This window comes from Pseudomonas sp. S49 (assembly GCF_009866785.1).
Taxonomy (GTDB): Bacteria; Pseudomonadota; Gammaproteobacteria; order Pseudomonadales; family Pseudomonadaceae; genus Aquipseudomonas.
Window position 1 is genome coordinate 6,327,214 of the sequence record NZ_CP019432.1, and the last position, 25,930, is coordinate 6,353,143.

Here is a 25,930-nt window from a genome sequence, read left to right on the forward strand (position 1 = left end):
GCCACGACGGCGTTTTCGACGAGGAAATCGTTATGAGCACCACCATTGCCGGCATCAAAATCCCCGACAGCACCCTCGCCCGAGCCACCACCGAGTACATCCGCGACATCGAGTCCGATCTGCTCTACCACCACTCGCGCCGGGTCTTTTTGTTCGGCGCCTTGAGCGGTGAGCGTCAGCAACTGGCCTACGATCCGGAGTTGCTCTACGTCGGCGCGATGTTCCATGACCTCGGCCTGGTCGAAGGTCATCGCAGCGCAGATGAACGTTTCGAAGTGGATGGCGCGAATGCGGCGGCAGCGTTTCTCAAACCATACGGGTTGAGCGATGACGATATCGAACAGGTGTGGCTGTCGATTGCCTTGCACACCACACCGGGCGTGCCCAAGCATCTGCGCCCAACGGTGGCGCTGGTAACGGCTGGTGTGGAAATGGATGTGCTGGGCATGGATTACGCGACGTTCAGCACGGTGCAGCGCGAGGCAGTGGTGCATGCGCACCCGCGTGGAGAGGGTTTCAAGGAATGCATCATCTGCGCGTTCGCCGATGGCTTGCGGCATCGTCCGCAGACCACGTTCGGCAATGTGAAGACCGATGTGCTGAAGGATCAGGAGCCGGGGTTCAAGCCGATGAACTTTGTTGAAGTCATCCGCCAATCACCCTGGACTGCATAAAACCCATGTAGGAGTGAGCCTGCTCGCGATGGCGTCCTGTCAGTTGGAAATTTCCTGACTGACACTCCGCTATCGCGAGCAGGCTCACTCCTACAGTTTGAATTGGGTTGGCCTCGAGAATGAGGCCAACCCATTAGCGCTTACGCGGCTTCCGGGCTTGGCGCCCGGCGCACGTCCGGCTGCTTCCACGAATCGGCTGCGCTTTCTTCGATGGCTTGCTGGATGGCTTTCTTGCGCGCTTCTTCGGCACGGCGGCTGAAGAACCAGACCATGAAGGTCACGATCGACACGGCCAGCAGAATCAGGCTCGCCACGGCGTTGATCTCAGGCTTCACACCCAGACGCACTGCCGAGAACACTTCCATCGGCAAGGTCGTCGAACCAGGACCCGAGACAAAGCTCGCCAGTACCAGGTCATCCAGCGACAGCGCGAACGACATCATGCCGCCCGCCGCCAGCGATGGCGCGATCATCGGAATGGTGATCAGGAAGAACACCTTCCACGGCCGTGCACCGAGGTCCATCGCCGCTTCTTCGATCGACAGGTCCAGCTCACGCAGGCGCGCCGACACCACCACCGCCACATACGCCGCACAGAACGTGGTGTGAGCGATCCAGATGGTGACGATGCCACGTTCCTGCGGCCAGCCGATCATCTGCGCCATGGCCACGAACAGCAGCAACAGCGACAGACCGGTGATCACTTCCGGCATCACCAACGGCGCCGTCACCAGACCGCCGAACAGCGTACGGCCCTTGAAGCGGGTGATGCGGGTCAGCACGAACGCCGCCAGCGTCCCCAGCGCCACCGCGGCAACTGCGGTGTAGCAGGCGATTTCCAGCGAGCGCAGCACCGAGCCCATCAATTGGGTGTTGTCGAGCAGGCCGACGTACCACTTGATCGACCAGCCGCCCCACACCGTCACCAGTTTCGAGGCGTTGAACGAGTAGATCACCAGGATCAGCATCGGCAGGTAGATGAACAACAGACCGATGACCAGCATCAGGCTGGAGAAACGGATGCGCTTCATTCTTTGCCCTCCATTTCTTTGGCCTGACTGCGGTTGAACAGAATGATCGGCACAATCAGGATCGCCAGCATCACCACTGCCAGCGCGGATGCCACCGGCCAGTCACGGTTGTTGAAGAACTCTTGCCAGAGCACTTTACCGATCATCAGGGTTTCCGGACCGCCAAGCAGTTCCGGGATCACGAACTCGCCGACCACCGGGATGAATACCAGCATGCAGCCGGCAATGATGCCGTTCTTGGACAGCGGAATGGTGATTTTCCAGAAGCTGTTGAAGGTGCTCGAACCGAGGTCGGATGCTGCCTCCAGCAGACTGTGATCGTGCTTCACCAGATTGGCGTACAACGGCAGGATCATGAACGGCAGATACGAGTAAACGACGCCGATGTACACCGCCAGGTTGGTGTTGAGGATCTGCAAAGGCTCGTCGATAAAGCCCATGCTCATCAGGAACCCGTTGAGCAAACCGTTGTTGCTGAGAATGCCCATCCACGCGTAAACGCGGATCAGGATCGCCGTCCAGGTCGGCATCATGATCAGCAGCACCAGCACCGTTTGCAGCTCTTTACGGGCGGTGGCGATGGCGTAGGCCATCGGGTAGCCGATCACCAGACAGAGGATGGTGCTGATCAGCGCCATCTTCAGCGAGCCGAGGTAAGCGGCGATGTACAACTCGTCGCCCGCCAGCATCGCGTAGTTGCCCAAGTTCAGCAGCAGTTGCAGCTTCTGCTCGGCGTACGTGTAGATCTCGGTATACGGCGGGATCGCCACGTCGGCTTCGGCGAAGCTGATCTTCAGGACGATGAAGAACGGCAACATGAAAAACAGAAACAGCCAGATGAACGGGACCCCGATGACCAACTGCCGGCCATTGGGGATTATTCGGTTGATGCGGCGTTTGAATTTGCGCATGTTCATGAGCGGAGTACCACGCCGCTGTCATCTTCCCACCACACGTAAACCTGATCGCCCCAGGTCGGACGCGCGCCGCGACGTTCGGCGTTGGCGACGAACGACTGCACCAGTTTCCCGCTCGGCAACTCAACGTAGAACACCGAGTGCCCGCCGAGGTAGGCGATGTCGTGGACCTTGCCGCTCGACCAGTTGTATTCGCAGGTCGGTTGGTCGGCGGTGACCAGCAGCTTCTCCGGACGGATTGCGTAGGTTACGGACTTGTCCTGCACCGAAGTGCTGATGCCGTGGCCGACATAGATCTGCCGGTCGAGGTCCTTGCAGGTGATGGTCGCGTGGCCTTCAGCGTCATCGATCACTTCGCCTTCGAAGATGTTGACGTTGCCGATGAATTCGCAGACCAGACGGCTGGTCGGGGTTTCGTAGATGTCGATCGGGCTGCCGATCTGGGCGATCCAGCCCAGGTGCATGATCGCGATGCGCTCGGCCATGGTCATGGCCTCTTCCTGGTCGTGGGTCACCATTACGCAGGTCACGCCGACGCGCTCGATGATTTCCACCAGTTCCAGCTGCATCTGCGAACGCAGTTTCTTGTCCAGTGCGCCCATCGGCTCATCGAGCAGCAGCAGCTTCGGCCGCTTGGCCAGCGAACGAGCCAGCGCCACGCGCTGACGCTGACCGCCCGACAGTTGATGCGGCTTGCGTTTGGCGTACTGGCTCATCTGCACCAGCTTGAGCATCTCGGCTACGCGGGCATCGACTTCAGCCGCCGGGATCTTGTCCTGCTTGAGGCCGAAGGCGATGTTCTGCGCCACGGTCATGTGCGGGAACAAGGCGTACGACTGGAACATCATGTTGATCGGACGTTCGTACGGCGGCATGTCGGTGATGTCGACGCCGTCGAGGAAAATGCGCCCCTCCGTGGGCCGTTCGAACCCTGCCAGCATCCGCAGCAGAGTGGATTTGCCCGATCCCGAACCGCCGAGCAAGGCGAAGATCTCGCCCTTCTTGATTTCCAGGGACACATCGTCCACGGCAATCGTCTCGTCGAACTTCTTCGTGACCCGGTCGATTTTGACCAGCACCTGTTTCGGTGTCTGGTCGCCCTCGAGGGCTTTCTTATAGGCGCCGGAGGCAACTGCCATTTACGAAACTCCCAGAAAAAAACAATGCAGTTCGCCCCGCAAGGCGAACCCAGGATAGTGTGTGCCTTACATCCCCGACTTGACCTTGGTCCAGCTGCGGGTCATCAGGCGCTGAATGTTCGGTGGCAACTCGGTCGATACGTAGGCCTTGTCGATAACGGCCTGCGGTGGATACACCGACGCATCGGTGCGGATGGACTGCTCCATCAGCTTGTCCGAACCCGGGTTCGGGTTGGCGTAACCGACGTAATCACTGACCTGAGCGATCACCTCAGGTTTCAGCAGATAGTTGATGAAGGCATGGGCCTCCTTCACGTTCGACGAATCCTTGGGGATTGCCAGCATGTCGAACCACAATGCGCCACCCTCTTTCGGCACCGTGTAGGCGATGTTCACGCCCTTCTTGGCTTCGGCTGCACGGTTCTTCGCCTGGAAGATATCGCCGGAGAAACCGATGGCCACACAGATGTCGCCGTTGGCCAGATCACCGATGTATTTCGAGGAGTGGAAGTAGGTCACGTAAGGACGCACCGCGAGCAATTTGTCGGTGGCTTTTTCGTAGTCCTTCGGATTGGTGCTGTTGGCATTCAGGCCCAGATAGTTGAGCACGGTCGGCATCATTTCATCCGCCGAATCGAGGAATGCCACGCCGCAGCTTTGCAGCTTCTTGATGTTCTCAGGCTCGAACAAAACGCCCCACGAATCGATCTTGTCGACACCCAGCACGGCCTTCACTTTATCGACGTTGTAACCGATGCCGTTGGTGCCCCACAGGTACGGCACGGCGTACAGGTTGCCCGGATCGTTCTGCTCCAGACGCTTGAGCAGCGCCGGGTCGAGATTGGAATAATTCGGCAGCTGCGAGCGGTCGAGCTTCTGGAACGCGCCCGCCTTGATCTGCTTGCCAAGGAAGTGGTTCGACGGCACGACCACGTCGTAACCGGTACGCCCGGCCAGCAACTTGCCTTCCAGGGTTTCGTTGGAGTCGAACACGTCGTAGACCGGTTTGATCCCGGTTGCCTTTTGGAAGTCGGCCAGCGTCGACTCACCGATGTAATCCGACCAGTTATAAATATGCACCGTACCGGCGGCCTGGGCTCCGACAGCAATCGTCAGGCCGGCAGCGGCCAGCAGGGCTTTGCGCAAAGAAGAAAAAATAGGCAAGTGGAGGTCCTCTAAATTAGTTGGGCCCAAGTTGCCCCGCGCTGCATGACAGCCGTGGCTGCCCGGCAACAAAACCGGCGCGCAACTTACCCTCGAAAAACCGTTCCTGCAAAACTTCCTGTCATTTAATTGATCCGCTGGCCGCCCGCGCGGGGCATGACGGCCAGCGGTTGTTGCGTCAAACCGGCTTATTTACCGGATTTGATCTTGGTCCAGCTGCGAGTGATCAGGCGCAGGGTCGCTGCGTCCAGATCGCTGATCGCGTAGAGCTGCTTCTTCACTTCAGCCGACGGGTAGATGCTCGGATCGCTGGTGATGTCCTTGTCCACCAGTGGCGTGGCAGCCTTGTTGCCGTTCGGGAAACGCACGGCGTTGGTGATGCCGGCCATCACTTGCGGCTCAAGCAGGTAGTTCATGAACTTGTAGGCGGCTTCGACGTTTTCGGCATCCTTGGGAATGGCGACCATGTCGTAGAACGTGCCAGCACCTTCTTTTGGAATGGTGTAGGCCAGCTTGACCTTGTCACCGGCTTCCTGGGCGCGGGTCTTGGATTGTTCCAGGTCACCCGAGTAACCGACGGCGACGCAGATGTTGCCGTTGGCCAGGTCGGAGATGTACTTGGAGGAATGGAAGTAGGCAACCGAAGGACGAATTTTCAGGAACAGGTCTTCGGCGGCTTTCAGGTCAGCCTTGTCCTTGCTGTTGGTCGGCTTGCCCAGATAGTGCAACGCCGCCGGAATCATTTCGGTCGGTGCGTCGAGGAAGCTTACGCCGCAGCTTTTGAGCTTCTCGATGTTTTCAGGCTTGAACACCACGTCCCAGGAATCGATCTTGTCGATGCCCAGCGCAGCCTTGACCTTGGCCGGGTTGTAGCCGATGCCGATCGAGCCCCACATGTACGGGAACGCGTGCTTGTTGCCTTGGTCGCTGGCATCGCCAACCGCCTTGAGCAGGTCTTCGTCGAGGTTCTTCCAGTTTGGCAGCTTGGACTTGTCCAGCTCCTGGTAAACACCGGCCTTGATCTGCTTGGCGAGGAAGTTATTGGAAGGCACCACAATGTCGTAACCGGACTTGCCGGCCAGCAGCTTGGCTTCCAGGGTTTCGTTGCTGTCGAAGACGTCATAGACGACTTTGATCCCGGTGGCTTTTTCGAAGTTGGCCACGGTGTCCGGGGCGATGTAGTCGGACCAGTTGTAGACGTGCAACACCTTGTCGTCCGCCTGAGCCGCAGCCGCCATGACTCCCATCAGGGACATGGCGAGCAGAGTCTTGCCAGCGAGCTTTTTGCCTAATGCCTTCATGCGTTAATGCTCCAAATTTTTCTTTTTTGAACCACTTTGTTCAGCGGCCGAACCCGGACAACTGGAACCGCGGCTAGTCTGGCAAGATCCGAGGCGGTCTTTCAAGAAAAGACCAGCCTTTCTGACAGCTTTGAGCGCGAGCGCCACGGCTCCCCCGCTCAAAGCCTAGCACTTAGCCCTGCAACGCACTGAGGGTCAGGTCCAGACACTTGCGTGCCTTGGTCACCAGCTCATCGATCTCGGCTTTGCTGATCACCAGCGGCGGCGCGATGATCATGGTGTCGCCCACAGCGCGCATGATCAGGCCGTTGTCGAAGCAGAACTGGCGGCAGATCATGCCGACGCCCTTGCCTTCGTAACGCTTGCGCGTGGCCTTGTCCTGCACCAGCTCGATCGCGCCCAACAGACCGACTCCGCGAACTTCACCCACCAACGGGTGATCGTTCAGTTCCCGCAGACGTTTCTGCAAATACGGTGCCGTTTCGTTGTGCGCGTTCTCGATAATTTTTTCGTCGCGCAGGATGCGGATGTTTTCCAGGCCCACTGCTGCTGCCACCGGGTGACCGGAGTAGGTGAAGCCGTGGTTGAAATCGCCACCTTCGTTGAGCACCGCAACAACGGAGTCACGGACGATCAGGCCGCCCATCGGGATGTAGCCGGACGTCAGGCCTTTGGCGATGGTCATCATGTCCGGCTTGAGATCGTAGAAATCACTGCCGAACCACTCACCGGTACGGCCGAAACCGCAAATCACTTCGTCCGCCACGAACAGGATGTCGTACTTGGCGAGGATTTCCTTGATGCGCGGCCAGTAGCTGTCTGGCGGAATGATCACGCCACCGGCACCCTGAATCGGCTCGGCAATAAAGGCACCGACATTGTCGACGCCAACTTCGAGAATCTTTTCTTCCAACTGATTGGCCGCCCAGATGCCGAACTCTACCGGGGACATATCGCCGCCTTCGGCGAACCAGTAGGGTTGCGCGATGTGGACGATGCCCGGGATCGGCAAGTCGCCTTGTTCGTGCATGTAAGTCATACCACCGAGGCTCGCGCCGGCCACGGTCGAACCGTGATAACCGTTCTTGCGGCTGATGATGACTTTCTTGTTTGGCTGGCCTTTGATCGCCCAGTAGTGGCGGACCATGCGCAGCATGGTGTCGTTGCCTTCGGAGCCGGAACCGGTGAAGAACACGTGGTTCATACCTTCCGGCGCCACGTCGGCAATCGACTTGGCCAGTTCCAGCGCCGGCGGGTGCGCGGTCTGGAAGAACAGGTTGTAGTACGGCAGTTCGCGCATCTGTTTGGCGGCTGCGTCGGCCAGCTCATCGCGACCATAACCGATGGCCACGCACCACAGACCGGCCATGCCGTCGAGGATCTTGTTGCCTTCGCTGTCCCACAGGTAAACGCCCTTGGCGTTGGTGATGATCCGCGGGCCTTTCTCTTTCAGCTGCTTGAAGTCGCTGAACGGGGCCAGGTGGTGATCATTGCTGAGTGCTTGCCACTCGCGGGTTTGCGGGTTGTTGCTGGTCATGCCAATTCTCCTTGTTATCGGTGAAGACGCGGCCGGTGAGGGCCGCGCCCGGCGTATCAGACGGCGAAGAGCAGGTACTCACGCTCCCAGGAACTGATCACGCGCTTGAAGTTTTCATGCTCGGCCCGTTTTACCGCGACGTAGCCAGTGATGAAGGTTTTGCCCAGGTACTTCTCGATGGTCGCGCTGTTTTCCATACGTTCCAGCGCGTCTTCGATGGTCAGCGGCAGGCGCAGGTTGCGGCGCTCATAACCACGGCCCACCACCGGCGCGCTCGGGTTGAGGCCTTCGACCATGCCGATGTAACCGCAGAGCAGGCTCGCGGCGATCGCCAGATACGGGTTGGCGTCGGCGCCCGGCAGGCGGTTCTCGACGCGACGGTTCTGCGGGCCGGCATCCGGTACGCGCAGGCCGACGGTGCGGTTTTCTTCGCCCCACTCGACGTTGACCGGTGCCGAGGTGTCCGGCAGGAAGCGGCGGAACGAGTTGACGTTCGGCGCGAACAACGGCAACAGCTCAGGAATCAGCTTCTGCAAACCACCGATGTGGTGCAGGAACAACTGGCTCATGGTCCCGTCTTCATTAGAGAAGACGTTTTTGCCGGTCTCGATGTCGATGATGCTCTGGTGCAAGTGCATCGCACTGCCCGGCTCACCGGTCATCGGCTTGGCCATAAAGGTCGCGGCCACGTCGTGCTTGAGTGCGGCTTCGCGCATGGTGCGCTTGAACACCAGAATCTGGTCGGCCAGCGACAGTGCGTCGCCGTGACGGAAGTTGATTTCCATCTGCGCCGTGCCGTCTTCGTGGATCAGCGTGTCGAGGTCCAGTTCCTGCAGTTCGCACCAGTCGTAGACGTCTTCGAACAGCGGGTCGAATTCGTTCGCCGCTTCAATGGAGAACGACTGACGACCGATTTCCGGACGGCCCGAGCGACCAATCGGCGGCTGCAACGGATAGTCCGGGTCGTCGCTGCGCTTGGTCAGGTAGAACTCCATTTCCGGCGCCACGATCGGCTGCCAGCCTTTGTCGGCATAGAGTTTGAGGACCTTTTTGAGGACGTTGCGCGGCGACAGCTCGATCGGGTTGCCTTGCTTGTCGTAGGTGTCGTGGATCACCTGTGCGGTCGGCTCGATGGCCCACGGCACCATGTACACGGCGTTCTGGTCAGGGCGGCAGATCATGTCGATGTCGGCCGGGTCGAGCAGTTCGTAATAGATGTCGTCTTCGACGTAGTCGCCGGTCACGGTCTGCAACAGCACGCTTTCTGGCAGACGCATGCCTTTTTCGGCAATGAACTTGTTGGTCGGCGAAATCTTGCCCCGGGTGATACCGGTCAAGTCGGCGATCATACATTCGACTTCTGTGATCTTGTGGTCTTTCAACCAATCGGTGAGCTGGTCGAGGTTGGTACTCATAAATGCCTCTGGGCTGAGTCTCCTGACATGATGTCAGGCAAAGTTTGACGCTATGGGCGTCGCGTTAAAGGGGGGCTTGCTCGCGCAGTGCCGGCTTACGCTTGGCACCGCGCATAGACAATGAAAGAAGAGCTTACCTGCCCTTTACGCTGGCGTTGCATTTCCTGTGCACACTCAAGGCGTGCAGAATCATGAGCACGGCTGGGGTAGCGGCACAGGCTTTGGAAATGAAAGCGATCTATAGTGGAAGGAGACGCCATAAACAGGATGCTTTCCCGTACGTCCAGAATATCGGACGCTGGCGCTTGAACGGCCATGGACGGGAACATCGTCGCTAACGGGCGAGCCATGCTGGCTGCGCTACGGACGGATTGGTCGCCACTGATGTGATGAGCATGCAGACCGGACTGTTGCGAGCAGTCGGTGATGCCGATTAACGGCAGGCGAGACATGAAGCACCCCGGTATTATTGCTGTTATGGGTTTGATCGGAGCTTAGCCTTGTTCATTTTTTTACACAACACCCCCGTAAAAAATACAACACGGCCTGCTCAAGCCTGCGGGTGCACAGTCTCCCAAGGGCAAAAAAACGCCCGAAAGTGCCCCATAAATGCCCTCACAGCGCTTTTTTAGGGCAAAAAAGGCCTCGCTTGACTTCGGCAGGCCGTTCGGGTTGACTGAAACCAGAAAAGATCAATGATTGATATTTTTAACAACAAAGGTGTTGCATCATGTCGGTACCCCCGCGTGCCGTTCAGCTTAACGAAGCGAACGCGTTCCTTAAGGAACATCCTGAGGTTCTGTACGTTGACCTTCTGATTGCGGATATGAATGGTGTGGTGCGCGGCAAGCGCATTGAACGCACCAGCCTCCACAAGGTTTACGAGAAAGGCATCAACCTGCCGGCCTCTCTATTTGCTCTGGATATCAATGGTTCGACGGTGGAAAGCACCGGCCTGGGCCTGGACATCGGCGACGCCGATCGTATCTGCTATCCAATCCCCGACACCCTGTGCAACGAGCCATGGCAGAAGCGCCCGACCGCGCAACTGTTGATGACCATGCACGAACTCGAAGGCGACCCTTTCTTCGCCGATCCGCGCGAAGTGCTCCGTCAAGTTGTTGCAAAGTTTGACGAGCTGGGCCTGACCATCTGCGCCGCATTCGAACTCGAGTTCTACCTGATCGACCAGGAAAACGTGAACGGCCGTCCACAGCCGCCACGCTCGCCGATCTCCGGCAAACGTCCGCACTCGACGCAGGTCTACCTGATCGACGACCTCGACGAATACGTCGACTGCCTCCAGGACATTCTGGAAGGTGCCAAAGAGCAAGGCATCCCGGCCGACGCCATCGTCAAGGAGAGTGCCCCGGCGCAGTTCGAAGTGAACCTGCACCACGTCGCCGACCCGATCAAGGCCTGCGACTACGCGGTACTGCTCAAGCGTCTGATCAAGAACATCGCCTACGACCATGAGATGGACACCACCTTCATGGCCAAGCCGTACCCGGGCCAGGCAGGTAATGGTCTGCACGTACACATCTCGATTCTGGATAAAGAAGGCAAAAACATTTTTGCCAGCGAGGATCCCGAGCAGAACGCCGCGCTGCGTCACGCGATCGGCGGTGTGCTCGAGACCCTGCCCGCGCAGATGGCTTTCCTCTGCCCGAACGTCAACTCCTACCGTCGTTTCGGCGCACAGTTCTACGTGCCGAACTCGCCGTGCTGGGGCCTGGACAACCGCACCGTAGCGATTCGCGTACCGACCGGCTCGTCCGATGCCGTGCGTATCGAACACCGCGTCGCCGGTGCCGACGCCAACCCGTACCTGCTGATGGCTTCGGTACTGGCCGGCGTGCACCACGGTCTGACCAACAAGATCGAGCCGGGCGCGCCAGTCGAAGGCAACAGCTACGAGCAGAACGAGCAAAGCCTGCCGAACAACTTGCGCGATGCCCTGCGTGAGCTGGACGACAGCGAGGTGATGGCCAAGTACATCGATCCGAAGTACATCGATATCTTCGTCGCCTGCAAGGAAAGCGAGCTGGAGGAGTTCGAGCACTCCATCTCCGACCTTGAGTACAACTGGTATCTGCATACCGTTTAAGCGGATTGCAGCTTCAGGAAAAACGCCGTTGGCTGATTCAGCCAACGGCGTTTTTTTATGGCCGCCTGCGGCGGTTCGCGAGCAGGCTCGCTCCTACAGGGGGCTGTGTGTACAAATGCTCAAGTTCACTGGAGATCAAATGTGGGAGCGAGCCTGCTCGCGAAGCGGTCGACAAGACAACACACAAGCCGGCTCGTACAATGCCCGCTGCCCCGCAGGAGACTTCCATGACGCGACCCGCCCCCGTCCGCAAACCCCGTGCCCGCAGTCAGGCGCGCATCGATTCGATACTCGACGCCGCGCGCACATTGCTGGCGGCCGAGGGTGTGGCGAGTCTGTCGATTTATAGCGTCGCCGAACGCGCGCAGATCCCGCCCTCTTCCGTGTACCACTTTTTCGCCAGCGTCCCGGCATTGCTCGAAGCGCTGACGGCGGATGTCCACGCCGCGTTTCGCGCTTGCCTGCAAGCGCCGATCGATCACGAAGCTTTGCGTGACTGGCGTGATCTGTCGCGACTGGTCGAACAACGGATGCTGGAGATCTACGACGAAGACGCGGCGGCGCGGCAGTTGATCCTCGCGCAACACGGTTTGACCGAAGTGACTCAGGCTGACCGTCAGCACGACATAGAACTGGGCGATCTGATGCACAAGCTGTTCGATCATCACTTCGAATTGCCGAGGCTGCCGGAAGATGTCGATGTATTTGCCTTGGCGATGGAGTTGGGTGACCGTGTTTATGCGCGTTCGGTGCAGCAGCACGGGCAGATCACGCCGCGCATGGCCGAGGAAGGGATGCGCGTGTTTGATGCCTACATTGGGTTGTATCTGCCGCCGTATCTACCCAAAAGATCTCTGGTGATCTGACTGACCTATTCGCGAGCAGGCTCGCTCCCACATCTGGAATGCGATCCCCTGTGGGAGCGAGCCTGCTCGCGAAGGCCGCACCGCAGTTTTCAGATCAGGCACAAAAAACCCCGCAGGGCTCACGCCCTCCGGGGTTGTTTTTTGCTCACCGGCTTACAACTTGGCGATCGACACCTCGGTGGATTTCACAAAGGCGATCACTTCGCTACCGACCACCAGTTCCAGCTCTTTGACCGAGCGGGTGGTGATCACCGAAGTAACGATGCCGGAAGCGGTCTGCACGTCGATTTCCGACAGCACGTCACCGAGGACGATTTCCTTGATCGAGCCTTTGAACTGGTTACGGACGTTGATGGCTTTGATAGTCATGATATTTCTCCTGAGGTCGAAATAAGCGGCAAGTGGCAAGCTTCAAGCGGCAAGCAAAAGCACAGCGCTTCTACTTGTAGCTTGCAGCTTGAAGCTCGCAGCTGCTTCATTGCGCCCAACGCAGTTGCGTAGGCAGTGGTGAAACAGGTTCCGGCGCCGGCGGTTCGCCGGGCAGGGAGAGAACACGGTTAAGCACTTCGGTTTCCAGCGCCGCCAGTCGGTGCGAACCACGCACTCGCGGCCGCGGCAGTTCGACATGCAGGTCGAGGCCGACTTCGCCGTCCTCGATAAGAATCACCCGGTCGGCAATCGCCACCGCTTCACTGACGTCGTGGGTCACCAGCAGCACAGTGAAACCGTGTTGCTGCCAGAGACGTTCGATCAGTTGCTGCATTTCAATGCGGGTCAGCGCGTCCAGCGCACCGAGTGGTTCGTCGAGCAACAGCAGGCGCGGTTGATGGATCAGCGCACGGGCCAGCGCAACGCGCTGCTTTTGTCCGCCCGACAACGCTGCCGGCCATTCATTGGCACGATCCGCCAGACCCACCGCGTCCAGTGCTTCGAGAGCCTTCGGGCGCCAGTTGCCTTTAAGGCCGAGGCCGACGTTGTCGATGATCTTTTTCCACGGCAGCAGACGTGCTTCCTGGAACATCAGTCGGGTGTCTTCCCGCGCATCGCTGAGCGGCGCAGAACCGGCCAGCAAGTCGCCGCCAGTCGGTTGATCGAGGCCGGCGAGCAAACGCAGCAAGGTACTTTTGCCGCAACCACTGCGCCCGACCACGGCGACAAACTGCCCCGCCGGAATGTGCAGATCGATGTCACGCAGCACCTGCCGCGCGCCGAAGGTTTTCTGCAGGTTGCGCACCGCCAGCGGAATCCCGCGCAGCAGGCGTGGAGGTTGTTGAGCGGTCATGCCGCACCTCCTTTGGCAACCTGATACGCCGGATGCCAGCGCAGCCACACACGTTCAAGTCCACGGGCGGCGAGGTCGGCGAGTTTGCCGAGCACCGCGTAAAGCAGGATCGCCAGCACCACCACGTCGGTCTGCAAAAACTCCCGGGCGTTCATCGCCAGATAGCCGATGCCTGAGCTGGCGGAAATGGTTTCGGCGACGATCAGCGTCAGCCACATAAAGCCCAGGGCGAAGCGCACACCGACCAGAATCGAAGGCAGTGCACCCGGCAGAATCACCTGCCAGAACAAGCTGAAACCGGAGAGGCCATAACTGCGCGCCATCTCCACCAGCGCCGGGTCGACGTTGCGGATGCCGTGATAGGTATTGAGGTAGATCGGGAACAACGTACCCAGCGCCACCAGAAAGATCTTCGCCGATTCGTCGATGCCGAACCACAGGATCACCAGCGGAATCAGCGCCAGATGCGGCACGTTGCGGATCATCTGCACCGAGCTGTCGAGCAGGCGTTCGCCCCACTTCGACAGGCCGGTGATGAAACCCAAGACCAGCCCGATGCTGCCGCCGATGGTGAAACCGAGCGCCGCGCGCCAGCCGCTGATGGCCAGGTGCGTCCAGATTTCGCCGCTGCGCACCAGGCTCACGCCGGCTTCGATCACCGCCACCGGTGCCGGCAGAATCCGTGTCGACAACCAACCGGCCGACACCGACAGCTGCCACACCGCCAGCAACAACACCGGCAACGCCCAGGGCGCGAGGCTGTGGATGATTTTCTTCATGGCGCGCCTCAGCTCTGCGACGCGGCTTTGGGAAGAATGTCGTTGGCGACCATCTCGCCGAACGGGCTGACGTAACCGGCGCTTTTCGGCAGTTCCGGGCGCTCGATATCGAGGTGCGGGAACAGCAATTCGGCGACGCGATACGACTCTTCGAGGTGTGGATAACCGGAGAAGATAAAGGTGTCGATGCCCAGATCCGCGTATTCCTTCACCCGTGCCGCGACGGTCGGCCCATCACCGACCAGCGCCGTACCGGCACCGCCGCGCACCAGACCGACACCGGCCCAGAGGTTCGGGCTGACTTCGAGGTTGTCGCGGCTACCGCCATGCAGCGCAGCCATGCGTTGTTGACCGACCGAATCGAAACGCGCCAGCGAAGCCTGGGCGCGAGCGATGGTGTCGTCGTCCAGGTGCGAGATCAAACGATCCGCCGCTTGCCACGCTTCAGCGTTGGTTTCGCGGACGATCACGTGCAGACGAATGCCGAAGCGCACGGTGCGGCCGAGCTTGGCGGCTTTGGCGCGGACTTGTGCAATCTTCTCGGCGACTGCTGCGGGCGGCTCGCCCCAGGTCAGGACCATTTCCACTTGTTCGGCAGCCAGATCTTGCGCCGCTTCCGAGGAACCACCGAAGTACAGCGGCGGACGCGGTTGCTGGATCGGCGGATAGAGCAACTTCGCGCCCTTCACGCTGATGTGCTGACCGTCGTAATCAACGGTTTCGCCTTCCAGCACACGACGCCAGATGCGGGTGAACTCCACCGAGGCTTGATAGCGTTCTTCGTGGCTGAGGAACAGACCGTCGCCAGCCAATTCTTCCGGGTCGCCACCGGTCACCAGATTGAACAACGCACGGCCGCCGGACAGACGATCAAGCGTGGCCGCCTGCCGCGCCGCCACCGTCGGGGAAATGATCCCGGGGCGCAGGGCGACGAGGAATTTCAGCCGCTGGGTCACCGGGATCAGCGACGCCGCCACCAGCCACGAGTCTTCGCAAGAGCGGCCGGTAGGAATCAACACGCCGCCGAAACCCAGACGATCCGCCGCTTGCGCGACCTGTTGCAGATAACCGTGGTCAACGGCGCGAGCGCCTTCGGCGGTGCCAAGGTAATGGCCGTCGCCGTGGGTAGGCAGGAACCAGAAGATATTGAGGCTCATGGAGTGGTCTCCTTGGGGATTCGAATTACTGCGCTTTAGCCACAGCGGCCGGAGGTGTCCAGATCACATCCTTGATGCTCAGCGGCTTGGGAATCAGCTTGAGCTGGAAGAACGTGTCCGCGATTTTCTGCTGCGCGGCGACCACTTCCGGGGTCAGGAACAGCGCGCCGTAGCCCTGGCGCTTGACCGAGGTCAGGGTGATGTCCGCCGGCAGGCCGAGCAGTGGTGCAACCTGTTGGGTCACGTCTTCAGGGTTGGCTTTCGACCACTCGCCAACGGCGCGCACTTCTTCCACGAGCGTCTTGATCACCTCGGGATTTTTCTGTGCGTAAGGCTTGGTCGCGAGATAGAACTGGTGGTTGTCGACGATGCCTTTGCCGTCGCGCAGGGTGTGCGCTTGCAGCTGTTTCTCGGCGGCAGCCTGGTACGGATCCCAGATGACCCAGGCGTCGACGCTGCCACGTTCGAACGCAGCGCGAGCATCGGCCGGCGGCAGGAATACGGTTTGAATGTCGCTGTATTTGAGGCCGGCGTCTTCCAGCGCACGCACCAGCAGGTAGTGAACGTTGGAGCCTTTGTTCAGGGCGACTTTCTTGCCCTTCAGATCGGCCACCGATTTGATCGGCGAGTCTTTCGGCACGAGGATCGCTTCGCTGTTCGGCGCTGGCGGTTCATAAGCGACATAAAGCAAATCGGCGCCGGCAGCCTGAGCAAAAACTGGCGGAGTTTCGCCGGTGACACCGAAGTCGATCGAGCCGACGTTCAGGCCTTCCAACAGTTGCGGGCCACCGGGGAACTCAGTCCATTGCACGTCGACGCCTTGAGCGGCCAGACGTTTTTCCAAAGTGCCCTTGGCTTTGAGCAGCACCAGCGTGCCGTATTTCTGATAACCGATCCGAAGGGTCTCGGCTTGAGCTTGAGTGATGGCGCCGAAGGTGACAGCCGCAGCAAACAGAGCGACCAGACCACGACGCAAAAATACAGTGCGCATAGCGCTCTCCTTTTTGCTGTTGGGTTTTGGCTGCACCTGCTTGGCCGTTAGCGGCGAAGTAAGGTGAGTTACATCAAATGCGGGTGTGGCTTAAATGCTCCAGCGAGCACTCAACAAACGTTCGTTCAACAGGCCCGGTTCCAGCGGTTTCGGCCGACGGGCCATGGCGCCGACAAACTGATCCAGCGCTTCGTGCAGTCGCTGCTCCAGCGCCGGTGCCAGTTGCGCGGCGGCACTGCCTTCGCCGTAAGCGATCTGGCTGTCCTCGGCGAAAATCCCCTGGAGCATTTCCTGGGCTTTCAATGCTGACAACACGGGCTTGAGGGCGTAATCGACCACCAGCATGTGGGCGATGCTGCCGCCAGTGGCCATCGGCAAGACAATCTTGTGATTCAGGGCGCGCTCGGGCAGCAGATCCAGCAGGGTTTTCAGGGCGCCGGAGAATGAGGCCTTGTACACCGGCGTGGCGATCAGCAGGCCGTCGGCGTTTTCGATCTGTTGCAGCAGGTCGAGCACCTTCGGGCTGTCGAAGCGGGCGTGAAGCAAATCCTCGGCCAGGAAGTCCCGCACCTGATAACTCACCACTTCCACCCCTTGCGCCTGCAACCAGCGTTGCGAGCGTTCCAGCAGCACCCCGGAACGGGAGCGCAGGCTGGGACTGCCACCGAGTGAGACGACCAGCATCGAGACAATTCCTTAAGCGTTACAGGCGATTCGCGGGTTGCGATCTCGCTTCGATGAGGAGACCTTAACAGCTGATTTATATATCCATAAATCATATTTATTCATTTGGTTATGCATTTTGGAGATATACATTTCAACAAACTGCGGGCGAAAAAAAAGGCCGTCGAAACGGCCTGAAATCCCCTGCTTAGTGGTTCTGAATTCTGTGCTGCCCGGACTGACGCCTTCGCGAGCAGGCTCGCTCCCACAGGGAATCGCGTTTCAAATGTGGGAGCGAGCCTGCTCGCGAAAGGGTGGTGACTACACCGCAAATCTCACTTATTCGGCTGTGGCGTCAGGCGCAGGTACGGTTTCACCGCGCGATAGCCCTTCGGAAAGCGCTTTTTGATTTCGTCTTCATCCTTGAGCGACGGTACGATCACCACCTCTTCACCGTCCTGCCAGTTGGCCGGTGTAGCCACCTTGTAGTTGTCGGTGAGCTGCAGCGAATCGATCACACGCAGAATCTCGTGGAAATTACGCCCGGTGCTCGCCGGATACGTGATGGTCAGACGAATCTTCTTGTTCGGATCGATCACGAACAGCGAACGCACGGTCAGCGTGTCGTTGGCGTTCGGGTGGATCAGATCATAGAGATCGGAGACCTTGCGATCAGCATCAGCCAGGATCGGGAAGTTGACGACAGTGTTCTGGGTCTCGTTGATGTCTTCGATCCACTTGTGGTGCGAGTCCACCGGGTCGACCGACAGCGCGATGGCTTTGACCCCGCGTTTGCTGAACTCATCCTTGAGTTTGGCGGTGAAGCCCAGCTCAGTGGTGCACACCGGAGTAAAGTCCGCCGGGTGGGAGAACAGCACGCCCCAGCTATCGCCCAGCCATTCGTGGAAACGAATCTTGCCGGCGCTGGAATCCTGTTCGAAATCGGGGGCGATGTCGCCGAGTCTGAGGCTCATGGTGCTGCTCCTGATGAGTTGTTCGAGACCTCAACTGTAGCCCGGGTTTTGCCATCGTGAAAAAGAATAAATAATGAGATATCTAGATCATTAGTGAATATTAAACATCTGTTCACTGGACGCTCGACGGCATCCCGACGAATATCGGTCGCAAGGTTCGAGAAGGCCTTGAGTTGCTGTAAAGAGGGAAATTCGGGGAGGGCTTACGGGGGTGGGCCTGACTCGAAAACGCAAAAGCCCCGTCCGGCGCGATGCCGGACGGGGCTTTTTTTACATCAACGAATCGAAACGCGCTATTACAGCAGCGGGATCGAGTAGCTGAGGATCAGGCGGTTTTCGTCCTGGTCGCGAACGCCAGCGATGTTGGTACGCCAGGTAGCGTTTTTCCACATGAAGCCAACGTTTTTCAGCGGGCCTTCCGGTACCACGTAACCGATAGTCAGGTCACGTTCCCACTCGGAGTCGCCATTACCGTTTTCACGACCGCCGGAAGTAACGGTGTCGATGTTGTCGCCACGCAGGTAAACCATACCAGCGGTCAGGCCTGGTACGCCGACTTTGGCGAAGTCATACGAGTAGCGAGCTTGCCAGGTACGTTCGCCGGCACGGCCGAACTTCTGAATCTGCATGTCGGTGATGGTGTAGTTCGACGAGCCGTCACCCTGGTTCAGCCAAGGGAAGTCGCTGCTGCCGTTGGAAACCTGGTAGCCGCCACCGAAGGTGTGACCAGCAACGGTGTACAGGAACAGGCCACTGTACAGGTTGTTGTCGACTTTACCGCGACCGCTGGCAACACCGGAATAGTTACCGCTGCTGAAGTAAGCAGGGGTGTTGCCGTTGGCACCGTCGTCGGAGCTGTTGAAGTAACGGAAGTCAGACTTCAGCACGCCCGGGCCAATTGCCCAGTTGTGAACCAGACCCAGGAAGTGTTGCTTGTAGAAATCTTCCAGGTTGCCGTAGTAGTACTGCGCAGTCAGGTCTTTGGTGATTTTGTAGTCACCACCAGCGTAGATGAACTTGTTGCTGTTAACGGTACGCGGTGCCGCGCCGTTGATAGACAGCTGTTCATTGTTGCTGGAGTTACGGCCTTTGGCGTGCTCGATCTGACCACCGACCAGGGTCAGGTCCTTGATCTCGCCGGAAGTGATCTGGCCACCCTGCCAGGTCTGTGGCAGCAGACGACCGTCGTTGGTCACGATAACCGGGTTCTTCGGCTGCAGAGTACCCAGCTTCAGCTCAGTCTGGGAGATCTTGGCTTTGGCAGTCAGGCCCAGGCTTGAGAAGTTATCGACCGCTTGGCCATTGGATTCGCTTGGGAAAACAGTGCCGCCGTAAGCAGGACCAGGTTTGCCAGCAGCGGTAACGTTACCGTTGGTGCCGCCGCCCGAATCCAGACGTACGCCCAGCAGGCCGATGGCGTCGATACCAAAACCAACGGTGCCTTGGGTATAGCCGGAAATGAAACGCAGATCGAAGCCTTGGCCCCACTCTTCGTTGCGGCTTGGTTCGTTTGTGCCGCTACGGTTGTCAGTGTTGATGTAGAAGTTACGCAGCCCCAAAGTAGCTTTGCTGTCTTCGATGAAACCGGCGGCGCCTGCCTGCTGCGCCATAACCCCTACGGCCACAGCCAGGGCCAAGGTGGACTTGTTCATGTAAAGCTCCTCTCGTTTCTAATTCTTGTGTTCCTGGCCCTGGGTCTGATGCCCCGGGTCCTAAGATGCGCGATTAGCGCCAGACCGTGACTGACAAGTCAATCGTAACCTTGTATGTCTACGACCAAGGTCTAATCGCAGTGATTTGGTCCGTGCAGAGTAAAGATTTCCTGATAAACCCAAAAAGAATTTATTCATTCTTTTTCATATCATTTCGGAATATGGCCAGTATCTTGCCACCTCCGCCGGGAAACAGCGTATCGGCGACTAAGCTCATTCCTAAATGGTATTTGTTAGCCTTTTTTTATATCGATTAGCTTTGGCGTAACCCCAAATCGTCAAACCCTATCGAAAAGGCGACGCCATGATGGCCAAACGCGCACTATCTAGTCAATTTGTTACAGTTTGTGTGTCAGCACTGATTTCTTTTTCGGCCCATGCCGCCAACCTCACCGTGGGTTATCAAACCGGTATCGACCCGAGCAAAGTCCCCCAGGCTGACGGCGTCTACGAGAAGACCATCGGCGAAAAAATCGACTGGCGCCGTTTCAACAGCGGCCCGGAAGTTGTGACAGCCATTGCTTCGGGCGACGTGCAGATCGGCAACCTCGGTTCCAGCCCGTTGGCCGCCGCCGCTTCACGCAATCTGCCGATTGTGGCGTTCATCGTTTCAGCGCAGATCAATGCCGCCGAAGCACTGGTGGTGCGTAATGGCAGCGGAATCAATACTCCGCAGGATCTGGTCGGCAAAACCATCGCCACTCCTTTTGTGTCCACCTCTCACTACAGCCTGCTCGGCGCACTCAAGCACTGGGGGCTGGATAGCTCGAAAGTCAAAGTGGTGAACCTGCAACCGGCAGAGATCGCAGCGGCGTGGAAGCGTGGCGATATCGATGGCGCGTTTGTCTGGTCGCCGGCGCTGGGGGAAATCCGCAAGACCGGCAAGACCCTGACCGATGCAGCACAGGTCGGTCAGTGGGGCGCGCCGACCTTTGAAGTCTGGGTGGCGCGCAAAGATTTTGCCGAGAAGCATCCAGAGGTTGTCGCGAAGTTCGCCAAGGTTACGCTGGACTCATTCGCCGATTACGCGGCGCATAAAGACAGCTGGACGGCCGACTCGGTGCCGGTACAGAAAATCGCCAAACTGACCGGTGCCAACGCCGTCGACGTGCCGGAATTGCTCGCGGGTTCAGCGTTCCCGGATGCCAAGGCGCAGCAAACCACGGCGCTGCTGGAGGGCGGCACGGCGAAGGCGATTGGCGAGACGGCGAAGTTTTTGAAGGAGCAAGGCAAGGTTGAAACGGTGCTGCCGGATTATTCGCCGTATGTCAGCGCGAAATTCATCACCCAGTAAAAAGCTTCGCGAGCAGGCTCGCTCCCACATGGGTTCATTGAACAAATGTGGGAGCGAGCCTGCTCGCGAATGGAACGCCTCGGTTACAGAGTCTTTTCGAAGATCTTCGAATTACGCTGATAGTTGTACAGCGACGCCCGCGCCGCCGGCAGACGCTCGACGCTGCTCGGCTCGAACCCACGCTCGCGGAACCAGTGCGCGGTGCGCGTGGTGAGGACGAACAAGGTCTTCAAACCCTGCGCCCGCGCTCGGGTCTCGATGCGCTCCAACAGTTCATCACCGCGACCGCCATGGCGGTACTCCGGGTTCACCGCCAGGCACGCCAGCTCACCGGCATCGGAATCGGCAATCTGATACAGCGCCGCACAGGCGATGATCATGCCTTCACGCTCAACCACGCTGAACTGTTCGATCTCGCGTTCCAGCACTTCGCGCGAACGACGCACCAGAATCCCCTGCTCTTCCAGCGGACTGATCAGGTCGAGCAAACCGCCGACGTCTTCAATCGCCGCCTCGCGCACCAGTTCGAATTGCTCCTGCGCCACCAGCGTACCGCCACCGTCACGGGTAAACAGCTCGGTCAGCAGCGCGCCGTCTTCGGCGTAACTGACGATATGGCTGCGCGCCACACCGCCACGGCAAGCTTCGGCGGCGGCATCGAGCAGTTCCGCCTGATAGTTGCTGCCCAGACGCTGCAAATGTGCCGGCACTTGTTGCGGACGCAGTTCGCGAACCAGTTTGCCGTTCTCGTCGATCAGGCCGAGGTCGGCGCCGAACAGCAAAAGCTTGTCGGCACCCAGGTCGATGGCGGCGCGGGTGGCAACGTCTTCGCACGCCAGGTTGAAGATTTCACCGGTTGGCGAGTAGCCCAGCGGCGACAGCAGAACGATCGAGCGCTCATCGAGCAGACGGTTGATGCCCTTGCGGTCGACACGGCGCACTTCGCCGGTGTGGTGATAGTCGACGCCCTCGAGCACGCCGATCGGCCGCGCCGTGACGAGGTTGCCGCTGGCCACGCGCAAACGCGAACCCTGCATCGGCGACGAAGCCATGTCCATCGACAAACGCGCTTCGATGGCGATGCGCAATTGGCCGACCGCATCGATTACACATTCCAGGGTCGCGGCATCGGTGATGCGCATGCCGTGGTGGTAATGCGGGGTCAGGCCGCGGGCAGCGAGGCGGGTTTCGATTTGCGGGCGCGAGCCGTGCACCAGCACCAGGCGCACGCCGAGGCTGTGCAGCAGGACGATGTCGTGAACGATGTTGCCGAAATTCGGATGCTCAACGCCGTCGCCGGGCAGCATGACGACGAAGGTGCAGTCGCGGTGGGCATTGATGTAAGGAGACGCGTGGCGAAGCCAATTGACGTATTCGGGCATGAACCTGGGCCTGTAATAAATAGCAGCCGAAAAAGGGGCGAAACGGAAAACGCACAGCGGGCTGATGGTTATCGTCGGAACAGGCTTGGCGACACGCGCGCTCTCCTCATGAATACGGGTTGGATTCCCACTAATTTAACGACTTGCCCCTGTAGGAGCTGCCGCAGGCTGCGATCTTTTGATCTTCTGAAACAAAAGCAAAAGATCGCAGCCTTCGGCAGCTCCTACAAGGGATGCGTTCAATTCTTCAGGCAGTAATGTTCAATCAGTTGCCGTAATAGATGCACGGTAGGCTGCAGACGTGACATTTCAAGGTACTCGCCGGGCTGATGCGCACAGGCAATGTCGCCGGGGCCGAGCACGATGGTTTCGCAGCCAAGGCGCTGAAGATAAGGCGCTTCGGTGCCAAACGCTACTGCTTCGGCGCTATGACCGGTGAGCTTTTCGGCGATGCGCACCAGTTCGGCGTCTTCGGCCTGCTCGAACGACGGCACTTCCGGGAACAATGGCTTGTAGTCGATCTTCACCTGATGCCGCTCAGCCACCGGATTGAGCTTGCGCAGAATCTCCGCGCGCAGGACTTTCGGGTCCATGCCGGGCAGCGGTCGCAGATCAAACTCCAGCGAGCACTGGCCGCAGATGCGGTTGGGGTTGTCGCCGCCATGAATGCAACCGAAGTTCATCGTCGGCTGCGGCACGCTGAATTGCGGATTGTTGAATTCACGTTGCCACAACAGGCGCAGACCGCGCAGTTCGCCGATCGCATCGTGCATCGCTTCGAGGGCGCTGTGGCCCAGGCGCGGATCCGACGAATGGCCGCTCTGCCCGAGGATATCGATGCGCTCCATCATGATGCCTTTGTGCATGCGGATCGGCTTGAGCCCGGTCGGCTCGCCGATCACCGCTGCGCGGCCCAGCGGACGCCCGGCCTCGGCCAGCGCGCGGGCGCCGGACATCGAGCTTTCTTCATCGCAGGTGGCGAGGATCAGCAGCGGTTGCTTGAACGGCTGATCGAGCAGCGGCCGCACGGCTTCGATGATCAGCGCGAAGAAGCCTTTCATATCGCAACTGCCCAGCCCGACCCAACGGCCATCGACCTCGGTGAGCTTCAGCGGATCGGTCTGCCACAACGCATCGTCGTACGGCACCGTGTCGCTGTGTCCGGCCAGCACCAGCCCGCCAGGGCCGCTGCCGAAACTGGCGAGCAGGTTGAATTTGCCGGGGCTGACTTGCTGGATGTCGCAGCTGAAACCGAGGTCACCCAGCCAGCCGGCGAGCAAATCGATCACCGCGCGGTTGGATTGATCGAGGTTCGGTTGGGTACAGCTGACCGATGGCGCGGCGATCAGCGCAGCGAACTGGTCTTGCATGGACGGCAAAGGCATCGCTGACTCCAACTCCCGAATTGAAGTCCATCATAGAACCATCCGGCGTCAGGAATAAACCGCCGCAGGGCGTAGGACGAATCAGTCCTGTACACTGCACGGCCTTGGCAGCCACATATTCCCCGGCTGCGCTCCCGATCCTGGATTTTCCGGCCATGCAGAAAGAAACCGAAATCAAACTCCGCGTCAGCCGCGAAACCCTCGCCGCTCTGCGCGAGCACCCGTTACTGAAAAAACGCAACAAAAGTGGCTGGGAACGCCGTGAGTTGATGAACCAGTACTTCGACACCCCCGAGCGCGATCTGGCTCAGGCCAAAGTCGCCCTGCGCCTGCGCAAGGACGGTGACGAAGTGATTCAGACCCTCAAGACCCGTGGCCAGAGCGTCGCCGGTCTGTCCGAGCGTAATGAATACGACTGGAAATTGCCGAAAGCCAAGCTCGACGTGAAGAAACTCGACGGCGAATGCTGGCCCGAGTCGCTGGCCGAACTGGACAAGAAAACCCTCAAGCCAATCTTCACCACCGATTTCGTCCGTGAGCGCGCCGAAATCGCCTGGGGCCGTGGCAAGAGCAAAGTGGTCATCGAAGCCGCGCTGGATCTTGGTCACGTTGTCGTCGGCAAGCAGAAAGAAGAAATCTGCGAACTGGAACTGGAATTGCGCGAAGGCGAGCCTGCCGCGCTGCTGGAACTGGCCGCTGAACTGGCGGAAACCCTGGCGCTGATGCCGTGCGACATCAGCAAGGCTGAACGTGGCTATCGTCTGTACGACGCCAACAGTTACTCGCTGAGCCTGCCGGCGCCGGAGCTGACTGCGGAAACCCAACTCGACGACGCCTTCGCTGCGTTGAGCTGGCACTTGCTCGGCAGCAGCCAGCGTCTGGCCGAACAGTACCGTTTCAACGGTCACTGGCGCCTGTTGCTCGACTGGGTCGAGAACCTCGCGGAAATGCGCGCCCTGCTCAGCAGCCTCGGCCAGGCCGCGCCGCGTCAGTCGACCCACGACTTGCGCGTTGCTCTGGATGCGTTGCTGGAAGACTGGCGCCCGCTGGTGCAGGCCGGTATCGAAGACGAAGACGTGCGCAAAGCCGCGCCAGAGCAGTTCATCGAAGAACTCGAAGACCCGCGCTGGGGCTTGTTCTCGCTGAACACTTCGCGTTGGTTGCTGGCCCGCACCTGGACCGCCGAGCGCAACGTGCGTGGCAACCGTCAGGGTGGCGCGCAGTTGCACAGCTGGTTGCCGCGCACATTGGGCGAAGAAGCCACGGCCCTGCAGTTGCAGCGTTATCAGCAGCAGCCGGAAGATCTGGCTGAACAACTGCCGCGTATCGAGCGCATTCAGGTCTGGCTGCACCACGCACGCAATGTGCTGGAAATCCCGGAAATGGATCGCTTGTACGGCGAGCTGAACAAACTGGCGCAACTGGCCAACGAACCGACGATCACTGACGAACTGCTCGACGCACGCAAGCAGCAGGCGATTGCGGTTTACCAGAATCGCGCCTGGAAAATGCTGCTGCGCATGTAATACCGCTAAAAGATCGCAGCCTTCGGCAGCTCCTACAGGGTGTACACCCGCCCCATGTAAGAGCTGCCGCAGGCTGCGATCTTTTGCTTTATCGCAAGACAGGCAAACTGGTGGTGGACTTGATCTCCGACAGCGCCACAATCGAATTCACCTCCTGAATCCCCGGCACCAGCGACAGCTTCTCGAAGAAGAACCGCTCATACGCCTCAATGTCCGCCGCAACAATGCGCAGTAAAAAATCCACCGCGCCCATCAGCACATAACACTCCAGCACTTCCGGAAAGCCGCGAATCGCTTCGGTGAACTCGGTGAAGTTCGAACGCCCGTGCGCGTTGAGTTTGATCTCGGCAAAGATCTGCGTATTCAGGCCAATCTTCTTGCGATCGAGCAAAGTCACCTGGCCACGAATGATCCCCTCCTCCTTCATCCGCTGAATCCGCCGCCAGCACGGCGATTGCGACAGGCCGACCTGCTCGGCGATCTGCGCACTCGAGAGCGATGCGTCCTCTTGCAGCAGGGCGAGAATCTTGCGGTCGTAGCTGTCCAGTTCGCTGTGCATAAAAAAACCTCAAATAACGCACTCTACGAATTGATCCAATCGATCAATCATCAATAACGCCGATCATAGCCAAGA

At 59.2% G+C, this 25,930-nt stretch carries 24 protein-coding genes; 5 read left to right on the plus strand and 19 right to left on the minus strand.

The genetic code is table 11. The features are described 5' to 3' along the window. The first annotated feature begins 32 nt into the window (after positions 1-32). Entirely contained in the window at positions 33-674 is a 642-nt protein-coding gene (locus PspS49_RS28120) for an HD domain-containing protein (RefSeq protein WP_160042267.1), read from the plus strand. A gap of 140 nt (positions 675-814) precedes the next feature. Here PspS49_RS28120 and PspS49_RS28125 read toward each other — a convergent pair whose 3' ends face one another. The 8 genes from PspS49_RS28125 to PspS49_RS28160 form a co-directional block, all read right to left on the minus strand. Next, positions 815-1,705 (minus strand): ABC transporter permease subunit, encoded by an 891-nt coding sequence (locus PspS49_RS28125; protein WP_007913861.1) that lies wholly within the window; start codon positions 1,703-1,705, stop codon positions 815-817. Then, the gene (locus tag PspS49_RS28130; protein WP_174245145.1) at positions 1,702-2,583 is read right to left on the minus strand and encodes an ABC transporter permease subunit; all 882 of its coding nucleotides are present in this window, start codon (positions 2,581-2,583) and stop codon (positions 1,702-1,704) included. Before PspS49_RS28130 ends, PspS49_RS28125 begins: the two co-directional genes overlap by 4 nt. 35 nt (positions 2,584-2,618) lie before the next feature. Next, entirely contained in the window at positions 2,619-3,761 is a 1,143-nt protein-coding gene (gene potA, locus PspS49_RS28135; protein ID WP_007913856.1) for a polyamine ABC transporter ATP-binding protein, read from the minus strand. Positions 3,762-3,827: 66 nt separating this feature from the next. Continuing rightward, positions 3,828-4,925, minus strand: a complete 1,098-nt coding sequence (locus PspS49_RS28140; RefSeq protein ID WP_160042269.1) for a polyamine ABC transporter substrate-binding protein — start codon at positions 4,923-4,925, stop codon at positions 3,828-3,830. Positions 4,926-5,113: 188 nt separating this feature from the next. Next, positions 5,114-6,226, minus strand: a complete 1,113-nt coding sequence (locus tag PspS49_RS28145) for a polyamine ABC transporter substrate-binding protein (RefSeq protein WP_007913851.1) — start codon at positions 6,224-6,226, stop codon at positions 5,114-5,116. A gap of 172 nt (positions 6,227-6,398) precedes the next feature. Beyond that, the gene (locus PspS49_RS28150; protein ID WP_160042271.1) at positions 6,399-7,763 is read right to left on the minus strand and encodes an aspartate aminotransferase family protein; all 1,365 of its coding nucleotides are present in this window, start codon (positions 7,761-7,763) and stop codon (positions 6,399-6,401) included. 56 nt (positions 7,764-7,819) lie between these two features. After that, complete coding sequence (locus tag PspS49_RS28155; RefSeq protein ID WP_126367462.1) at positions 7,820-9,178, minus strand: glutamine synthetase family protein; 1,359 nt, start codon at positions 9,176-9,178, stop codon at positions 7,820-7,822. 95 nt (positions 9,179-9,273) lie between these two features. Continuing rightward, positions 9,274-9,630, minus strand: a complete 357-nt coding sequence (locus PspS49_RS28160) for a glutamine amidotransferase (RefSeq protein ID WP_160042273.1) — start codon at positions 9,628-9,630, stop codon at positions 9,274-9,276. Between the two features lie 278 nt (positions 9,631-9,908). Here PspS49_RS28160 and PspS49_RS28165 point away from each other — a divergent pair, with 278 nt between their 5' ends. Beyond that, positions 9,909-11,285: a glutamine synthetase family protein gene (locus tag PspS49_RS28165; RefSeq protein WP_007913842.1), complete on the plus strand. Its 1,377-nt coding sequence runs from the start codon at positions 9,909-9,911 to the stop codon at positions 11,283-11,285. A gap of 227 nt (positions 11,286-11,512) precedes the next feature. Further along, positions 11,513-12,151 carry a TetR/AcrR family transcriptional regulator gene (locus PspS49_RS28170; RefSeq protein ID WP_102901388.1) on the plus strand — a complete coding sequence of 213 codons (639 nt, stop codon included), beginning with the start codon at positions 11,513-11,515 and terminating at the stop codon, positions 12,149-12,151. Positions 12,152-12,304: 153 nt separating this feature from the next. Here PspS49_RS28170 and PspS49_RS28175 read toward each other — a convergent pair whose 3' ends face one another. The 8 genes from PspS49_RS28175 to PspS49_RS28210 all read right to left on the minus strand — a co-directional run bounded on the left by PspS49_RS28175 (position 12,305) and on the right by PspS49_RS28210 (position 19,649). Further along, the gene (locus PspS49_RS28175; RefSeq protein ID WP_003229256.1) at positions 12,305-12,520 is read right to left on the minus strand and encodes a TOBE domain-containing protein; all 216 of its coding nucleotides are present in this window, start codon (positions 12,518-12,520) and stop codon (positions 12,305-12,307) included. Positions 12,521-12,626: 106 nt separating this feature from the next. Beyond that, positions 12,627-13,433, minus strand: a complete 807-nt coding sequence (ssuB, locus tag PspS49_RS28180) for an aliphatic sulfonates ABC transporter ATP-binding protein (protein ID WP_007913838.1) — start codon at positions 13,431-13,433, stop codon at positions 12,627-12,629. Then, positions 13,430-14,212, minus strand: a complete 783-nt coding sequence (gene ssuC / locus PspS49_RS28185; RefSeq protein ID WP_003229260.1) for an aliphatic sulfonate ABC transporter permease SsuC — start codon at positions 14,210-14,212, stop codon at positions 13,430-13,432. The genes ssuB and ssuC overlap by 4 nt, the downstream gene beginning before the upstream one ends. A gap of 8 nt (positions 14,213-14,220) precedes the next feature. Then, positions 14,221-15,369, minus strand: coding sequence for an FMNH2-dependent alkanesulfonate monooxygenase (gene ssuD, locus PspS49_RS28190; RefSeq protein ID WP_018928626.1), 1,149 nt, complete (start codon positions 15,367-15,369; stop codon positions 14,221-14,223). 25 nt (positions 15,370-15,394) lie between these two features. Next, complete coding sequence (locus tag PspS49_RS28195; RefSeq protein ID WP_007913834.1) at positions 15,395-16,360, minus strand: sulfonate ABC transporter substrate-binding protein; 966 nt, start codon at positions 16,358-16,360, stop codon at positions 15,395-15,397. Between the two features lie 90 nt (positions 16,361-16,450). Beyond that, a complete protein-coding gene (gene ssuE, locus PspS49_RS28200; protein ID WP_160042275.1) occupies positions 16,451-17,044 on the minus strand; it encodes an NADPH-dependent FMN reductase in 594 nt (197 codons plus the stop codon). 314 nt (positions 17,045-17,358) lie between these two features. Beyond that, positions 17,359-17,997, minus strand: a complete 639-nt coding sequence (locus PspS49_RS28205; protein WP_034151974.1) for a peroxiredoxin — start codon at positions 17,995-17,997, stop codon at positions 17,359-17,361. 296 nt (positions 17,998-18,293) lie between these two features. After that, positions 18,294-19,649: an OprD family porin gene (locus PspS49_RS28210; protein WP_127930165.1), complete on the minus strand. Its 1,356-nt coding sequence runs from the start codon at positions 19,647-19,649 to the stop codon at positions 18,294-18,296. 367 nt (positions 19,650-20,016) lie between these two features. Between PspS49_RS28210 and tauA the strand changes: the two genes are divergently transcribed. Beyond that, positions 20,017-21,003: a taurine ABC transporter substrate-binding protein gene (gene tauA, locus PspS49_RS28215; RefSeq protein WP_174245146.1), complete on the plus strand. Its 987-nt coding sequence runs from the start codon at positions 20,017-20,019 to the stop codon at positions 21,001-21,003. A gap of 83 nt (positions 21,004-21,086) precedes the next feature. On the opposite strand, the gene argA is transcribed toward tauA, so the two are convergent. Further along, on the minus strand, positions 21,087-22,385 hold the full coding sequence (gene argA, locus PspS49_RS28220; RefSeq protein WP_064389470.1) for an amino-acid N-acetyltransferase: 1,299 nt from the start codon (positions 22,383-22,385) through the stop codon (positions 21,087-21,089). Positions 22,386-22,624: 239 nt separating this feature from the next. Then, positions 22,625-23,770 (minus strand): acetylornithine deacetylase, encoded by a 1,146-nt coding sequence (gene argE / locus PspS49_RS28225; protein WP_160042277.1) that lies wholly within the window; start codon positions 23,768-23,770, stop codon positions 22,625-22,627. Between the two features lie 155 nt (positions 23,771-23,925). Here argE and PspS49_RS28230 point away from each other — a divergent pair, with 155 nt between their 5' ends. Then, complete coding sequence (locus PspS49_RS28230) at positions 23,926-25,296, plus strand: CYTH domain-containing protein (protein WP_102901393.1); 1,371 nt, start codon at positions 23,926-23,928, stop codon at positions 25,294-25,296. A gap of 88 nt (positions 25,297-25,384) precedes the next feature. Here PspS49_RS28230 and PspS49_RS28235 read toward each other — a convergent pair whose 3' ends face one another. Continuing rightward, positions 25,385-25,855 (minus strand): Lrp/AsnC family transcriptional regulator, encoded by a 471-nt coding sequence (locus tag PspS49_RS28235; protein ID WP_007913818.1) that lies wholly within the window; start codon positions 25,853-25,855, stop codon positions 25,385-25,387. Positions 25,856-25,930 lie beyond the last annotated feature (75 nt).

Excerpts from the sequence above, each read along its gene's own strand:
- PspS49_RS28235 (WP_007913818.1), bottom strand. The coding sequence starts at position 25,855 with ATGCACAGCGAACTGGACAGCTACGACCGCAAGATTCTCGCCCTGCTG.
- PspS49_RS28125 (WP_007913861.1), bottom strand. The coding sequence starts at position 1,705 with ATGAAGCGCATCCGTTTCTCCAGCCTGATGCTGGTCATCGGTCTGTTG.
- PspS49_RS28195 (WP_007913834.1), bottom strand. The coding sequence starts at position 16,360 with ATGCGCACTGTATTTTTGCGTCGTGGTCTGGTCGCTCTGTTTGCTGCG.
- potA (WP_007913856.1), bottom strand. The coding sequence starts at position 3,761 with ATGGCAGTTGCCTCCGGCGCCTATAAGAAAGCCCTCGAGGGCGACCAG.
- PspS49_RS28165 (WP_007913842.1), top strand. The coding sequence starts at position 9,909 with ATGTCGGTACCCCCGCGTGCCGTTCAGCTTAACGAAGCGAACGCGTTC.
- PspS49_RS28210 (WP_127930165.1), bottom strand. The coding sequence starts at position 19,649 with ATGAACAAGTCCACCTTGGCCCTGGCTGTGGCCGTAGGGGTTATGGCG.
- PspS49_RS28170 (WP_102901388.1), top strand. The coding sequence starts at position 11,513 with ATGACGCGACCCGCCCCCGTCCGCAAACCCCGTGCCCGCAGTCAGGCG.
- PspS49_RS28160 (WP_160042273.1), bottom strand. The coding sequence starts at position 9,630 with ATGTCTCGCCTGCCGTTAATCGGCATCACCGACTGCTCGCAACAGTCC.
- PspS49_RS28175 (WP_003229256.1), bottom strand. The coding sequence starts at position 12,520 with ATGACTATCAAAGCCATCAACGTCCGTAACCAGTTCAAAGGCTCGATC.
- PspS49_RS28120 (WP_160042267.1), top strand. The coding sequence starts at position 33 with ATGAGCACCACCATTGCCGGCATCAAAATCCCCGACAGCACCCTCGCC.
- PspS49_RS28145 (WP_007913851.1), bottom strand. The coding sequence starts at position 6,226 with ATGAAGGCATTAGGCAAAAAGCTCGCTGGCAAGACTCTGCTCGCCATG.
- ssuE (WP_160042275.1), bottom strand. The coding sequence starts at position 17,044 with ATGCTGGTCGTCTCACTCGGTGGCAGTCCCAGCCTGCGCTCCCGTTCC.
- argA (WP_064389470.1), bottom strand. The coding sequence starts at position 22,385 with ATGCCCGAATACGTCAATTGGCTTCGCCACGCGTCTCCTTACATCAAT.
- ssuD (WP_018928626.1), bottom strand. The coding sequence starts at position 15,369 with ATGAGCCTCAATATCTTCTGGTTCCTGCCTACCCACGGCGACGGCCAT.
- tauA (WP_174245146.1), top strand. The coding sequence starts at position 20,017 with ATGGCCAAACGCGCACTATCTAGTCAATTTGTTACAGTTTGTGTGTCA.
- PspS49_RS28230 (WP_102901393.1), top strand. The coding sequence starts at position 23,926 with ATGCAGAAAGAAACCGAAATCAAACTCCGCGTCAGCCGCGAAACCCTC.
- PspS49_RS28205 (WP_034151974.1), bottom strand. The coding sequence starts at position 17,997 with ATGAGCCTCAGACTCGGCGACATCGCCCCCGATTTCGAACAGGATTCC.
- PspS49_RS28150 (WP_160042271.1), bottom strand. The coding sequence starts at position 7,763 with ATGACCAGCAACAACCCGCAAACCCGCGAGTGGCAAGCACTCAGCAAT.
- PspS49_RS28155 (WP_126367462.1), bottom strand. The coding sequence starts at position 9,178 with ATGAGTACCAACCTCGACCAGCTCACCGATTGGTTGAAAGACCACAAG.
- ssuB (WP_007913838.1), bottom strand. The coding sequence starts at position 13,433 with ATGACCGCTCAACAACCTCCACGCCTGCTGCGCGGGATTCCGCTGGCG.
- argE (WP_160042277.1), bottom strand. The coding sequence starts at position 23,770 with ATGCCTTTGCCGTCCATGCAAGACCAGTTCGCTGCGCTGATCGCCGCG.
- ssuC (WP_003229260.1), bottom strand. The coding sequence starts at position 14,212 with ATGAAGAAAATCATCCACAGCCTCGCGCCCTGGGCGTTGCCGGTGTTG.